The following is a 13349-nucleotide window of genomic DNA, read 5'->3' as shown; positions in this document are numbered from 1 at the left end:
CTTGCGGAAATCACGCCCGCACCAACGTCACGTTGTGCGGCTCTTCACCGCGCGTCAGTACGCCTTTCACGTCCGTGACGACCGCACCCTGGCGCGGATGAATGTGCTTGAGGATCATATTCCATCCACCCTCGACGAATTCGCTGTGTGCAACGGCCAACACGACCGCACGCGCCGGCTCGCGCCGCTCGTAGCTCGTGAGCCTGATGCCGTATTCCCGCTCGACCTCCTTCGGGTCGGCGTACGGATCGATGACCTGCACGTCGATGCCCCAGCTCATGAACTCGCGCACGAGCCCCACGGCCTTCGAGTTGCGAATGTCAGGTACGTTCTCCTTGAACGTAATTCCCAGCACCGTGATTTTCGAATCGAGCGGCAAGCCCCGATGGCGCATCGCCTTGAGCGTCTTTTCCGCGAGCAGGCCCGGCATCTTGTCGTTCACTTCCCGTGCCGCAAGAATCAGCGAGGGGATGTAGCCGACCTGCGCAGACCGGTGCGTCAGGTAGTACGGATCGACGGAAATGCAGTGCCCGCCAACAAAGCCCGGGACATAGCGGTGAAAATTCCACTTCGATGCGGCAGCATCGATTGCATCGTGCGTGTCGATATCGAGTCGCGAAAAGATCTGCGACAGCTCGTTCATCAGCGCGATGTTCACGTCGCGCTGCGTGTTCTCGATGACCTTGGCCGCCTCCGCGACCTTGATGCTCGCCGCACGGTAGGTCGTCGTGATCTTTGAGTACATGCTGTCTACCAGTTCGAGCGTCTCGGGCGTATCGCCGGACACGATCTTGGTGGTCGACGTGAGCGTATGAATTCGGTCGCCGGGATTGATGCGCTCCGGCGAATAGGCGACCCAGAAATCCGCGCCGTGCTGCAAGCGGCGCTCGCCCGTGCGGTCGTCGCGTTGTTCGAGCAGTGGTACGCAAATGTCTTCCGTCACGCCCGGATACACGGTGCTCTCGTAGATCACAGTCGCTCCTGCTTTCAGATGGCGTGCGATCGTTCTCGTCGCATCGATCACGGGCCCGAGGTCGGGCACGTTCGCGTCCGTGACTGGCGTCGGCACGGTTACAATGATGAGATCGGCGTTGTGCATCGCTGCGTGTGCGTCGCTCGTGAGCGACAAACCCGCGGATTGCAGTTCGGAGACGGCGAGTTCGCCCGTCCTGTCATGACCCGCGATCAATTCATCGATACGGCTCGCGTTGATATCGTAGCCCGTCACGCAGAAATGCTTCGCGAGTTCAAATGCGAGCGGGCATCCCACATAACCCAGTCCAACCACCAGAATCTTATTGATCTTGCGCATAGCTCTGAGAAAGTAACGTGATTTGCAAGCGTGCGAGATGCACCTTCATCGCGGCCATTGCGAGACTGACGCGTATCTGCGATTTCATTCGTAGCGCTTCCGGTGAATCCAGCGTGCGCAGCCTTTCGTACTCGCCGCTCAGACGGCTTTGCTCGTCGAGCAGTTGCGGAAGGCTTTCCTTCTGCACGTTCAAACGCTCGGCCATACTCTTTTGCAATCCGTCTACCTTCTGCGCGAGTTCGTCGTTCAGTTGACGCCGCATCGTCATCAGCGAACGGGTTGCGTTGTCGAGCTTGTGTCCGTACGACACCGCGTTGAAGTTGTAGGTGAACGTGACGGACACGAACGGCCGGTATCCCGTCGACGTATTCATGGCAGTACCCGAGATCGGCTTCTGCATGCCGCCGACCAGCGCGACATCCCAAGCTTGCAACTTCTGCTTGTGGTTCAGTTCATCCTGAAGATCCAGCGTCGTCTCGTCGATCTGGGCCAGCGCCTGCTTCAGATCGACTTGCGGCACGTCCGGTACCTGCGCGGATGTGCTTTCGATTTTTGCCGCGACATACTGCGTGCTCATCTGGTCGCGCTGTTGCCTGAGCGTCAGCAGATCGGACAGCGTGCCGTTACCCGTACGCAGCCGTTTGTCCGCCGCTGCGATCTCCTCGTCGAGAATGTCGAGCACGTCCTTCAGGTCGGCCGCCTGCCGGACGGCGATCTTCCGGTCGATGGACGGCATGCCATATTTGACGAAGCGCTCGACACTCAGCGCGCGGCCGTACAACTCGCATTCGAGCTGCGCGGCGCGTGAGGCCGAGATACCCTGCAAATGCCGCGACAAGCTCTTCGACAAGCCGACGACGACCTGCTTGAGTTCAGGGTTCGAGTCCGATTGCCCGAGACGGCCAAAGCCCTCGATTCCCGTGTCGAGCGCGCGTTCGGCATCGGCCTGATCCTGCACGTACTGGCAATACGCCTGCTTTTCAGCATCGGCCGACGTCTGCGCACCTGCTGTGCCCCACGCACAGAGAAGCAGAAAGACAAGCGTTCTTTTCAATTTGGTGGGCATCAATTCCGCTATGTTGTTATTCACGTTTTCCGATAGACGTTCTGGACTTTCCATGTCCCCGCCTAGAAAAGCAGCGGCTTATGCCCGATAAAGACAACGGGCGACTGCTCGGCGGATTTGACAGAAAACGACACGCGCGCAAATCGTCCCTTGATATCGGTCTTGAAGAGCGGTTGCCGTGCATACTCTTCCGCGTCGTAGACATGCTCGACCGTGCCGACCTTCCGGCATGCGATCACCTGCAGATAGCAGTCGAAAACGGGAGCACCCTGCGTTGCGTTGGCGAGGTTGTCGTATTGGACGAACACGACAGGAACGCTGTGCGACAACGCGAGGTAATAGGGTGAACGTTTCGCGACACTCAACACACGCTCGGCATTCGCGACAGTTGCACGCAATTGGTCGATCGATTGCCGCGCCGTTTCAGCATCGACCGTCGCCTGTGCGAGGGTCATGCGCAATTGCGCCTCGTTGGTCAGCGACTGCAATGCGGTCAGCGAAGCGGCCTGTCCGCCGCCGAGCGTGCGGCTTGCAGCCGCCGCGGCCCGAGCCTGTTCACGCAACGTGATCTCGCTGATGTGCGAATCGGTGATCGCGTTCATCGTCGACTGGATGTTGAGGCGCCGCGACATGGCCTGATCCTTGGTAATCAGCCCGGCTGCAAGATCGGTATCGACGGAAGCCAGCATTGGTTTCGCAGCGGATGCGGCCTTCTCCGTTTGCACGGAGTCGAGCCGCTTTCTGCCGAGCGCGGAACGGATATCTGCCTCCGTCACCGCGAGCGCATGCGACTCGCTATGCGCAGCCGTATCGAACCGTTCGATCAGCGCACGCGTATCGACCATTTGCTCATTGATGACGCGGAACTTTTCAGTCGCCGTAGCGAGATCGACGCGGTTCTTTAGCAACGCAGCTTCGAGCGCCGATACCTGCGGTTGATACGCCAGAACTTTCTCTTGCGTCGGAGAGAGCACGATCGGCGCGGACCAGTTGCGGTTGACGGCGTAAAAGCCCATCAGAAACAGGTACGACATCACGCCGACGACGATCAAGAGAAGAATCGCCGCCATCGTGATTCGATATGTGGAAACAATAGTGTTTTGAAAGCGCTTGAAGTTCATTGATCGATGCACCGGTTTATTCGCCTGCTGCTTTTAATTGTTCTCAAATGACCCAACGTACTGTAGGTGTCTGTCTGGACAGTTCATGTCCAGAGCTGTCTGTTGTGTAGTTGCATTCTGGGTCGCGCTTGGGACAAATCATGTCTCCATGGCCGACAAGTGCGAGACGGTTCGCTGCATGCGTTGGCGGATGCCAACGCGACGCATGCACAATTGGCGCGACAGTCAGTTGGCAGCGGAGGAATACAGATAGCCTTGCAGGCCCGTGGCGCCGCTTGCGCAAGCAATCTGCGCGTCGCGTCGGGTTTCGATTCCTTCAACGATGATCGAACTCGCGCAAACTTTCGCCAGTTCGATGAGTTGCGCGAAGCGCGCAACCGCCGGCCCGTCGTCGCGGCATGCGGCCACAAGCGCGCGGTCCAGCTTGACGATGTCCACGCCGAGTGTGATGAGGTTGCGCAGGCTGCCGAAATCATGACCTAAGTCATCGAGTGCCACCCGGCAACCCAGGGACCTGAGCGCAGCGACGAACTCGCGCGTCGCGTCCAGATGGGCAAGAGGAAATGTCTCGGTGATCTCGACAGTCAGCCGCGACGCGACATCGGGCTCGCAGGCGAGCGTCGCGAACACGAGCGCCCACCAGCCGTCGACGACTGCGCTGCGCGCCGATACATTGCAGCCAAGACGTGCGTCCGGATTCGACCTCAGTCTGTCGATGATCGCGCCCACGCCCCATCTGTCGAGGCGGCGCACCACGCCCAGACGTTCCAGCGCACGCACCTCCGAGCCGATCCGATGACGCTCGCGCAACGCATCGCCCTTCTTGCATAACAGCGCTTCGAGATAGAGTGTCGCCGCCGGTTCCCTGGCGTCGCAGATAGGCTCCAGGTCGAAATCGAGCAGGCCGTCATGCATCGCGCCGAACACTGACTCCGCGACGCGTGTGTCCATCGCAAACTGTGCTTGCGAGTCGCCTGCCGCTATGCCGACGGACAACGCGGAATTGACCGATGCGATGTCGAAGGGCTCGTCGTCGAATCGGCCGATGCTGGCTTGCATCAGAGGAAACGCGACAGCCGCGCCGAATCGCACGGGACGCTCGGACAGGCGCGTAAGAATGCTATCCAGCAGATGGGCGGGCAGCATGTCCATATCACTGCGAGCGCGGCACGCGTACGGGAGCGCATCGAACACGAACAGCATATGTTCGCCGCTCATAGCGACCGTGCCCGCATGCTCGCGGCACAAATCGCGCGCGCGTTCGCGCAGCACCTGACGCATGTTCAACATGAACCGTGCGCCGCATGCATGCTCGATCTGAGGAAGATTGACGATGCTGGCGACAATGCACAAAACCCGTTTGCCGCTGCGCGTAATCTGTCCGACACCGAAGCGTTTGAGCAACGTTTCGAGTTCGGGCTTCAATCCATGTAGCCTGCGATGACTCATTGCGCCGAACCCATCCCGCCGTTTCGCCGAAGGCCCTCGCAGCGAGGTACAAAAGGGTTCCCTTGTGTCACGATCCATCATAGTTCACCGCTTTAAAAAAACCAGAGAGAAAACATGAACCTGCTGTGTCCGTTGACACGGCTTTTCGCTGCGACAAAAGGGAACCTTTGTGTCAATACATGAAGAGCACTCGATTGCCGGGCATGCGCGGCAAGACAATGCGTTCAGGTGAGGCACGACAATGAAGATTGGTTACGCGCGCGTTTCGACTGAAGAACAGAACCTTGATCTGCAGGTATCTGCGTTGAGGACAGCCGGTTGTGAACGGCTCTTTCACGATCACGGCGTATCCGGTTTGACATTCCGCCGCCCCGGACTGGATGACACGCTGACGCAACTCGAGCCCGGCGATACACTCGTCGTGTGGCGTCTGGACCGGTTGGGACGCTCGCTGACGAAGCTCGTCGAGTTGATCGAAACACTGGAATCAAGGGGCATCCGCTTCCAGTCTCTGACAGAGTCGATCGATACGACTTCCGGCAGCGGCACGTTCATCTTTCACATGATGGCGGCATTGGCGCAGTTCGAAAGAACCTTGATCAGCGAACGCACGCGCAGCGGCATGAAGGCCGCACGAGAGCGAGGCAGACGAATCGGGCGGCATGCCTCGATGACAGAGGCGCAATGCGCCGAGGCGCTCGTGCTGTCGGAAACGATTTCAATCGTTGAGCTGGCTGCGAAGTTCAGCGTTCACCCGCGCACGATTCAACGTGTGCTGCGTAACGCCGTCACTCACGCGGACTCTGCTGGCCTCTGATACCACGAGGCGTGCTTCAAACCGTCCGCTGCGTCTCGATGCCGTATCGGCGCAAGCTGCGCAGCAAGGTGCGCGGATGCACGTCGAAACGTTGCGCGACGGCCTGCGACGATTGCAGCGCGAGCAACTGTTGTGCTTCGACGCACTCGCTTTGCGTCATCGCGCGTCGCCTGCCGACGTGCTGCCCGCGTGCTTTCGCGGCAACCATGCCGGCGCGGGTCCGTTCGCCGATCAGCGAGCGCTCGAACTGGGCCAGCGCGGCCATGATGTGAAAGAGAAACGTGCCGCCAGGCGATGTGGTGTCGATGCACTCGGTCAGCGAGACGAACTGAACGCCCCTCGCGCCGAGTGCATCGACGAGTTCGACGAGCTTCGTGAGCGAGCGTCCAAGCCGGTCCAGACGCCACACGACGAGGGTATCGCCCTTCGATAGCGCCGCCATCGTCTGTTCGAGGCCCGGACGGGAGAACCTTGCGCCCGATACGCCCTGATCGGTGAAGATGTCGTCGCAGTCCGCTTTCTTTAGCGCTGCCAGTTGCAGATCGAGGTTTTGATCATCGGTAGAAACTCTCGCGTATCCAATTCTCATTCTTGTCCGAGTCATATGGCCCGGCGGAACTATAGGAACTGAACGGGACAAGCTGTGTCCCGATACGCTTGCGCGTTGTCGCATCGCTCTGGACAAGGTTTGTCCCGAGGCCCTTTCACAATGACGGTCATGCAACCACTGGGAGTGCTCCTCACCTATGACAACGCCGACGAACACGACTCGCCCGAACGCCACGGACCTTCATCGCGCTGCACGCGAGAACGGACAGACGGTGCGCGTCGCATTGAGGCTCTGGGGATTCGATGAATCAGAAGTTCAGTCGTGGGCAAGCGAACTGCCCGATATGAATGGAGCGATTGTGTGGAAGATCTCGCGTGTCCGGCGTGAGACGGATGCCGATATCGTCGTGCATCTGGTCAAGCCCGCGCGCCGCGCGAACGACGCGTTCTGCTGGCACAGCATCCAGGCCAACCGCGCCGTGCTGGCGTCATTCGCTGCGGGCCGCACTGAAATGGTCCTGTTCACGGGGCGTGAAGAGGAATTGCCGAAGCGTCGCTCCGGTCATTGGGCGCTCGCGGGCGTGTTGTCGCCTCAGGTGGCCCTTGCGCGGCTCGGCCGGTTGATTGCGGCTTCGTCGACGCAAGGCGCGGTGCGGCGCGAGCTTCTGCGCATGATCGCGCAGCTGCTCGACGCCGAGTAAGGTGCACCGCGCGTTACGGCATTCTCTCGATCAGTTGCGCCGCCGCGCGATCCGACATGACGACGATCAGCTTCATCGTCGCGCGCGTCGCACCGACGAACAGACGCCGGAACACAGTGTCATCGAACTGTTCGAAGTCGACTCCCGTCAGGATCACGCAGGGCGCGCTCTGCCCTTTGAAACGATAGACCGTTTCCATGGTGATCTCGCCGTCGCGATAGCGCGGCGCGCCATGCTCGTCGTAGTCGCCCATGAAACCGCGCAACGCGTGATGCCCGATGTGGGCGAGCGTCGACAATGTCGATCTGTCGCGGCCATTGAACGTCAGCAACGCAATGTCGGGGTAGTCGTCCTTTTCGTGCAAAATCTGGCGGTAGCATCGCGCAGAGCCGCTTGCAGCAACGCGCCGCGTGTCGGCGCCCGCCAAGCAAACCATGACTGTTCAAGTCATTGATCAGTAAGGGCTTTCAGGATCAAAGCGCCTATAAGGACTTTCCCATTTTTGCAAGCTCGGGGTTTGTTCATCCATCCATGTAACTCCCATGTGGTCGGGAGGAGACAATCGGGCATTCAGCGGCGAGACAGACTGCGTACCTATAAGCGGCCTTGTTGAGCACTATCGTTGCGGTGCCCGGGCCCGGATAGTAACCGCGCAGCAGGACTCCATCCAGATTGCGGCGAATACACATCATGTAGCGCCTGGCGCTTTGTCGAGTTCGCCCGCTGCCGGTCTGACCTGTCGCTATCATGCCTGTTGAGTCCTCGTGTGTGGAGTTCCCCTATTGGGTTTTATGGCTGTACGCTTGGTTACTCATCTGTCCGGTCACGCGGTTGCGGTGCGAGGGCCGGCGGCACCTGGGCGGGTCGGAGCATACGAAGGATTGAAACGCTCGCCCCTGGCCAGAATTGCCCACAGGATTCTCGCGTGCTTGTTGGCGACCGCCACCAGCGTTCGATACCAGCCCACCCGTGCCTGAAGTTGAACGATCCAGCGCGACAGCTTTCGTCGATGGGCGCTCGCGACCGGGGAGCGCGCGCCCTGAAACGGCAGCGTGCGCAGATACGTGTTGCCCTGCTTCGTGATACGGCCCAGCCGCGTCTTGCCGCCGCTGCTCGCCTGTTTGGGCACCGTGCCGAGCCAGGCGGCAAATTGCCGTCCGTTCTTGAACAGGCGAGCGTCGCCGACGGTCGCCACGGCGGCCGATGCGGTGAGCGGTCCGATGCCGATAACCGCCATCGCGCGCTGCGCATTGTTGTCGTGCTTCACCTGCGCGGCGATCTGAGCGTCGCACCAGGTGATTTGCCGGTCAAGGGCCTGAATGTGGTTCCAGCCTTGCAGCAGCGCAGTGCGTGCGACACCGTTCAGTTCGTTGCTCCCGTTCTCCAGTGCCGTGACAAAATGGGCACGAAATGCGTCGATGCCTTGCGGCAGGAACACGCCGAACTCCACCAGTTCGCCGCGCACCCGGTTGATCAGCGCGGTGCGCTCCTCGACGAAACCGCTGCGCATCCGGTGCACCACCAGCACGTTTTGCTGGTCTGCCGTTTTGACGGGCACAAAGCGCATGTGCGGGCGGCCCGCGGCCTCGCAGATTGCCTCGGCATCGAGCCTGTCGTTTCGGCAGCCCAGCTCGCGAATCTTGCTGCGTCGTCCGCGGCCATCGACGAAATCACCTGTTCGACGATCCACGGGTTCTGCCAGCGCCTAATCAAGCCCTACCCCGTCGAAGCGAATTTGGATCCCGGTGCGCGCCTGATGGACCGCAACCAGGGCGACCTCGTATTCGGCGCCAATCCCACCGACCGTGCGCGACCAGGTCCAAAGCACCCCCTCATCACGCCCACGAAACCGGCGTCGTAGGCGATGAACTACCCACGCGGAAAGGATTATGCAAATTCGGATAGTCTTTGTTCGCGTACAGGTCGAATGCGACGCGCTCCCAGCTTCCACGCGCCACTCGTGGCTTCCTCAGGTCGAGTCAGTCTCAGAATTACATGAGCCTCTCCATCTCGGCGATACCCTGGAACGGCTCGCGAGCAATACGCACGAAGCGCAGGGCCATCTCCCGCTCGGGGCGTACAGTTCTGCACTGGTAACGGGCGACCTCGAGCCGTCATCGAGCCTCGAATTGGCATCTCAAGTCGGCGCGGCAAACGCCGATAACCGTAGATAGGAAACAAGGAAAGTCACTGCCGAGGAAGCTATCGCTGCCATCAGCCTGTGCAACAGTTCAATGCGAATGTGGTGTATCGGTTCGGCCGCCGATCCTCCGAGGCTGTCCTGAGCAAAGCGGGTATTTGGACCTGACGGCCCCGAAACGAACATGGAGGTGCGGTAGATGTCGGTAATTTTGGAAGCGGATATGGCAATCGGGGCGCTGCTGAAGCAATTCCAAGCAGCAAATTTGCCGTCAGAGCTTGTCGAAGAATTACCTGCGGTACCCGAGTGGAATCTGCCGGCTGACGCGCACGTTGATATCCACTTTAAGGCCGACGAGACCGATGCGGTCGTACAAGAAACCGATGAAGTCGTAATTGTATGGATCTCGCACAAGAATCGTATGGTGAAAATGAGGGTGGTCGTTTTCCGAAGCGAAGAGATCAAGGGACTGGGACTTACCGAAAAGGACTGGGCTGAGAAAGCCAAGACCCGTAACCAGATAGCGCACTTTGGTACGTTGTGTCTCATTAACCCACTAGGCGTTACTGTTGAGTACAGTCTTCCGTACCATGGCGGCGTCTTTGTTGAGGGCCTCATCTTTGCGGCTAAGGCGCTGGCCGCGAATGCTAGCTCGGTGCGCTCCCTGTGCACATCCATGTCGCGGCGCAGGTCGCGGGTCGCGTGAGATCCACTGCATTTTCCCGTCTTGCTTGTGCCTCAGGTAGGTCGGGAAAGGGCTGACTGACACGACGGCAAGCGATAAGGCAGCGTTTGCGGGATTCTGAAGCGCACAGGTGTCAGCCTGTCCACTTTGACGGGCCCCGCCCACGAGCCGCCGCGAATGCCTTGGTGACAAGATGCTCATGTTCGCAAAAGTCAGCGTTGTTTGAGTGAGACCAATGCCGTCGCACCCACCGACTGCCGTGAACACTTTGACGGGGTCCACGTAGCTCGAACGACTGAACCGCCCCGGATTCCCGAAGCGGTTCAGTCTGCGAAGCATATGCACCTTCAGAAATAGAGCCAACCGGCGTCTAAAGAATGCGGTTTGGATGCCGTTATTGAGATGGCACCTTAACCCATTTCATTACACACAACTCATTCGTCAAGTTCTCGTGCGTACCTGAGTCCGGCGGCGAAATCCATCACGCGCTGCAGACCTTGCCAGATGGTCTTGACTCCGGGTTCGCCATCGCCTTTGCGCGCCAGGAAGCCACCCAGCATGGCGACCAGACGCACGGCCTCATTCAGTCGCGGTGACGTCTTGGGTGGTTTCTTTTTGTTCAGAATGTATGCCGCGCGCCATTCATCGCGCTCGAACAGCAGTTGCGCGTCAAGGTCCGGGCAGGTTCGACCCAGTCGCATCAGCCGGGCGATACGCCACGCGACCACCATGTACAGCGCCAGGGCGCGCTCAAGCCGCGCCTTCGATGTGAGCTGCAACGCCTCGACCCGACAGCCGTTCTTGAGTACGTGAAAGAATAGTTCCACCTCCCAGCGCGCCCGGTACCAGTCAATCAGCTGCGCCGCCGCATCAAGGTCGTTCGCATCGCGGTTACTCAGCAGCCGCCATTCGAGCGGCTTGACGCCTGCCGGCGGGTCGAGTTCCCGGGCGACGATACACGTGACGTTCACCACGTCGCCTGCAGCATCAGGCAGCGCGACACGCTGCGCCCACACCTGCTGGCGGACCGTACGCGCCGGCTGAGCCTGACGGGCCGCCAGCGTAAAGTGAATTGTGCCCAAGGGCTTGGCCGCCGTAACCTTGTTCCACAGTTTGCCGCCTTCGGGCAGGGTGCGATTGTGTTGCGAGCGCAGCAGCCAGTCGGCCGGGTTGTCCAACTCGCGTGCCTTGAGCATCAACGCCATGATGTCCGACTCCCGGTCAGCCACATAGACGAGCCGCGTGGCAGGCAGTGCCGCAGCCTGTTCGGCAACCCGCTCATATCCTTCGACCCAGCGAATGCTTTCCTTGAGGCCCGCACGCACACCATCCGCGCCTTTGGGTTCGCGTGCCCACATGAAGGCGTCAAGCACGCCCAGCGGCTCGCGCGATGGCGTGACCGCGTAAGTCGGGTGCAGATACATCCCGCGCTGGGCCTCATACGACAGCGGCCCCAGACCCGTAATCGTCTGGCCGTTAAAGTCCAGCTCCGTTGTGTCCTGGATGCATAGCACCACTTCGCAAGCTCGCATCCGCTCGACCGAGCTTTGCCAGTGGGGCGCCAGAATATCGCGCCAGTCCAGTTCATCCTGGGCCAGAAACCGGTACGCCCCGGCCGTCTCCGCCCAGCCGCCGCATGCGTTAGGTATGCTTGCCGTCGGCTTCTGCGCGAGCCGCTCCGCCAGCAGCACGGCGCGCGCGTTCAGACGCTGATCACCCAGGTCGATGTCCTTGAATTCTGCCGCTGCCCAGCTCGCTGCCTCTTGCTTCATGCGCCGCCCAAAATGCGACAGTAAACGACACTCCGAAGCAGTTTACAACCCACCCCGCTATGTCATTGACCGTAAACGACTTTCTCGGCGCCTACAGACTTATGTGTAATGGGATGACCTTAACCATCCGTTGTGCATTATCTCATGCCTGATTGTGAGACAACGTGCATCCCGCCCGACGCCGCGCAGAGCGACAGTCATCAATGCGCCTGCGCAATAGTGCTGCGCGGATGGATCGAAGGCCGACTGGAAAAAAGCGCAAGAAACTCGCCTAACGGGAATGCGATGAGTAAGTCTCTACAAAGTATGGTTAAAGTGGCTGTTGCGATCGCCGGTGCAACTGTCGGTGTAGCTGCCGTTGGCATGGGAGGTTATGCAGTCAAGCGACATTTTGACAACAAGGACAAGGCGGACGAGCGCGCACACGAATTGCGAAAACGACCGTACGACTTGCTCGAGCAAGGTGTCGTCGACCACGTCACGCAGGAGACCTCTGACGAATCAGCGCTCACAGCAAAGACCGCAGTTGCGGGTAAGCCGCTCGAGGTAAGCTCAAAGAGCACACGGCGTGCGAAAACGCAGACGGGGCGCAACGCGGGTCGAGCCGGACGTGCACCGGCGATTGACGTCGAGGCGAGAGACGTCACCCCCAAACTGCCACGGCCGCGCAAAAAGTCCGTGACGGTGTAAAGGATTTTGGCCGCAGTTCGGCCTCGTTACTGCTGCGCTTAAACTCCGGCATAGCCAGCAATAGCATCTACGACCGCGTATCCCACCCGCGCTTCGAGGCGCGTGACGAACATCCGCAGAAAGACGCCTGGGGAGTTGACGATCGCGATCAAGATGAAAGGCTTCATATCAACCATAGCGGATGACCGTGACTGTGAAGGCAGGAAGTTGACCGGGAGCCGTCCGTTCTGACGTACTCTTGATCCGTTCCGTATGCTATGGCGACTTGCGCAAACCCTGTGAACGCCACATTCGCGGTTGCGCAGATCAGAATGGCAGAAAAGCGGCCTGAAGCTGCCTCGCATACGGCGACACGTGAACGTCGGCTCCGGCCGACAAGCAGGCAGCGACAGTTGCGCGCAAAACGACTCAGGTTCGGCCGTCCCTGACGTTGGCCGCTGATCCGGTAAGCGGTCGTTATGCGTTGCATAGCCGTCACTGACTTGCGGTTCTGGGCGAATGCAGCTGTGACCGCCCCGCAAGGGCAATGGACTTCAACCCGCATCAGCCGGTCGGCGGGCGAGACATCAACGACTTCGGGTCTGACCGGCCGTCACGTCTCAAGAATCTCGATTCCGTTTTCGGCACACCATCGCCTCAGCGCGCCTTCGACAGCGTCGGCTTCAAAAGCATACCAGCGCTCGAGAGCACCTTTACGCGCCAGCAAATCCTTGAAACGCGCGTAAGCCCCCTGTCGTCGGAAAAATCCTTCGACCTGGTCGTAACACGCAGGCAACTCGTGTGCGACAAAGTGCAAGACGAGACTTCTTCCAAGATCGAGTTCGTTTTTGTGCGGTATTGCAAGGTAACGATCCGAGGTTTCAAGGTCGTCAGGAATTTCCTCATCGAACGCGTCGTTGAAATCGGAAGTCCAGTAGACGTTACCGGTATCGAGCGAGACATAGGCGTTGTGCTCCATCGGCGCCGCGCAGCTAACAAAGTCGAAGGCCATAGAGAGATCGTCATGCTTGACTGCGACCATGGCTCTACTCCCATAGGTTGCAACGT

12 protein-coding genes and 1 pseudogene are annotated in these 13349 nt (G+C 59.8%); 4 read left to right on the top strand and 9 right to left on the bottom strand.

Going from position 1 to position 13349, the window contains the following annotated elements:
• Nucleotides 1-10: 10 nt before the first annotated feature.
• From C2L64_RS46140 to C2L64_RS46125, 4 genes are all read right to left on the bottom strand, one after another.
• Nucleotides 11-1312 (bottom strand): nucleotide sugar dehydrogenase, encoded by a 1302-nt coding sequence (locus C2L64_RS46140; protein WP_103154022.1) that lies wholly within the window; start codon nucleotides 1310-1312, stop codon nucleotides 11-13.
• Nucleotides 1296-2378: a hypothetical protein gene (locus C2L64_RS46135; protein ID WP_158660603.1), complete on the bottom strand. Its 1083-nt coding sequence runs from the start codon at nucleotides 2376-2378 to the stop codon at nucleotides 1296-1298. The genes C2L64_RS46140 and C2L64_RS46135 overlap by 17 nt, the downstream gene beginning before the upstream one ends.
• Nucleotides 2379-2440: 62 nt before the next feature.
• On the bottom strand, nucleotides 2441-3448 hold the full coding sequence (locus C2L64_RS46130) for a hypothetical protein (RefSeq protein WP_158660602.1): 1008 nt from the start codon (nucleotides 3446-3448) through the stop codon (nucleotides 2441-2443).
• 276 nt (nucleotides 3449-3724) lie between these two features.
• On the bottom strand, nucleotides 3725-4924 hold the full coding sequence (locus C2L64_RS46125) for an EAL domain-containing protein (RefSeq protein ID WP_158660601.1): 1200 nt from the start codon (nucleotides 4922-4924) through the stop codon (nucleotides 3725-3727).
• Between the two features lie 265 nt (nucleotides 4925-5189).
• Here C2L64_RS46125 and C2L64_RS46120 point away from each other — a divergent pair, with 265 nt between their 5' ends.
• A complete protein-coding gene (locus C2L64_RS46120; RefSeq protein ID WP_103154018.1) occupies nucleotides 5190-5765 on the top strand; it encodes a recombinase family protein in 576 nt (191 codons plus the stop codon).
• Nucleotides 5766-5781: 16 nt separating this feature from the next.
• Here C2L64_RS46120 and C2L64_RS46115 read toward each other — a convergent pair whose 3' ends face one another.
• On the bottom strand, nucleotides 5782-6354 hold the full coding sequence (locus tag C2L64_RS46115; RefSeq protein WP_097218196.1) for a recombinase family protein: 573 nt from the start codon (nucleotides 6352-6354) through the stop codon (nucleotides 5782-5784).
• A 157-nt stretch (nucleotides 6355-6511) separates the two neighbouring features.
• Between C2L64_RS46115 and C2L64_RS46110 the strand changes: the two genes are divergently transcribed.
• Complete coding sequence (locus C2L64_RS46110; RefSeq protein ID WP_103154017.1) at nucleotides 6512-7015, top strand: hypothetical protein; 504 nt, start codon at nucleotides 6512-6514, stop codon at nucleotides 7013-7015.
• Nucleotides 7016-7028: 13 nt separating this feature from the next.
• Here the strand turns inward: C2L64_RS46110 and C2L64_RS46105 are convergent, their stop codons facing one another.
• Both C2L64_RS46105 and C2L64_RS46100 read right to left on the bottom strand, forming a co-directional pair.
• Nucleotides 7029-7451, bottom strand: a complete 423-nt coding sequence (locus C2L64_RS46105) for an ATP-binding domain-containing protein (RefSeq protein ID WP_103154016.1) — start codon at nucleotides 7449-7451, stop codon at nucleotides 7029-7031.
• A 387-nt stretch (nucleotides 7452-7838) separates the two neighbouring features.
• A pseudogene (locus C2L64_RS46100) lies at nucleotides 7839-8636 on the bottom strand (IS110 family RNA-guided transposase); the annotation flags it as partial.
• Between the two features lie 718 nt (nucleotides 8637-9354).
• On the opposite strand from C2L64_RS46100, the gene C2L64_RS46095 reads away from it, so the two are divergent.
• Complete coding sequence (locus C2L64_RS46095) at nucleotides 9355-9861, top strand: hypothetical protein (protein ID WP_103154015.1); 507 nt, start codon at nucleotides 9355-9357, stop codon at nucleotides 9859-9861.
• Nucleotides 9862-10274: 413 nt separating this feature from the next.
• Here the strand turns inward: C2L64_RS46095 and C2L64_RS46090 are convergent, their stop codons facing one another.
• Nucleotides 10275-11612, bottom strand: a complete 1338-nt coding sequence (locus C2L64_RS46090; protein ID WP_103154014.1) for an IS4 family transposase — start codon at nucleotides 11610-11612, stop codon at nucleotides 10275-10277.
• Nucleotides 11613-11897: 285 nt separating this feature from the next.
• Between C2L64_RS46090 and C2L64_RS46085 the strand changes: the two genes are divergently transcribed.
• Nucleotides 11898-12302, top strand: a complete 405-nt coding sequence (locus C2L64_RS46085) for a hypothetical protein (protein ID WP_158660600.1) — start codon at nucleotides 11898-11900, stop codon at nucleotides 12300-12302.
• 592 nt (nucleotides 12303-12894) lie between these two features.
• Here C2L64_RS46085 and C2L64_RS46080 read toward each other — a convergent pair.
• The gene (locus C2L64_RS46080) at nucleotides 12895-13323 is read right to left on the bottom strand and encodes a hypothetical protein (protein WP_167449611.1); all 429 of its coding nucleotides are present in this window, start codon (nucleotides 13321-13323) and stop codon (nucleotides 12895-12897) included.
• Between the last annotated feature and the right edge of the window lie 26 nt (nucleotides 13324-13349).

The sequence above is a fragment of the Paraburkholderia hospita genome, assembly GCF_002902965.1.
GTDB classification, from domain to species: domain Bacteria; phylum Pseudomonadota; class Gammaproteobacteria; order Burkholderiales; family Burkholderiaceae; genus Paraburkholderia; species Paraburkholderia hospita.
This window is presented reverse-complemented; position numbering and strand designations above follow the sequence as displayed.

Coding starts and splice junctions, on each gene's coding strand:
- C2L64_RS46140 (WP_103154022.1), bottom strand. CDS start 1,312: ATGCGCAAGATCAATAAGATTCTGGTGGTTGGACTGGGTTATGTGGGA.
- C2L64_RS46135 (WP_158660603.1), bottom strand. CDS start 2,378: ATGCCCACCAAATTGAAAAGAACGCTTGTCTTTCTGCTTCTCTGTGCG.
- C2L64_RS46130 (WP_158660602.1), bottom strand. CDS start 3,448: ATGGCGGCGATTCTTCTCTTGATCGTCGTCGGCGTGATGTCGTACCTG.
- C2L64_RS46120 (WP_103154018.1), top strand. CDS start 5,190: ATGAAGATTGGTTACGCGCGCGTTTCGACTGAAGAACAGAACCTTGAT.
- C2L64_RS46115 (WP_097218196.1), bottom strand. CDS start 6,354: ATGAGAATTGGATACGCGAGAGTTTCTACCGATGATCAAAACCTCGAT.
- C2L64_RS46110 (WP_103154017.1), top strand. CDS start 6,512: ATGACAACGCCGACGAACACGACTCGCCCGAACGCCACGGACCTTCAT.
- C2L64_RS46105 (WP_103154016.1), bottom strand. CDS start 7,451: ATGGTTTGCTTGGCGGGCGCCGACACGCGGCGCGTTGCTGCAAGCGGC.
- C2L64_RS46095 (WP_103154015.1), top strand. CDS start 9,355: ATGTCGGTAATTTTGGAAGCGGATATGGCAATCGGGGCGCTGCTGAAG.
- C2L64_RS46090 (WP_103154014.1), bottom strand. CDS start 11,612: ATGAAGCAAGAGGCAGCGAGCTGGGCAGCGGCAGAATTCAAGGACATC.
- C2L64_RS46085 (WP_158660600.1), top strand. CDS start 11,898: ATGAGTAAGTCTCTACAAAGTATGGTTAAAGTGGCTGTTGCGATCGCC.
- C2L64_RS46080 (WP_167449611.1), bottom strand. CDS start 13,323: ATGGTCGCAGTCAAGCATGACGATCTCTCTATGGCCTTCGACTTTGTT.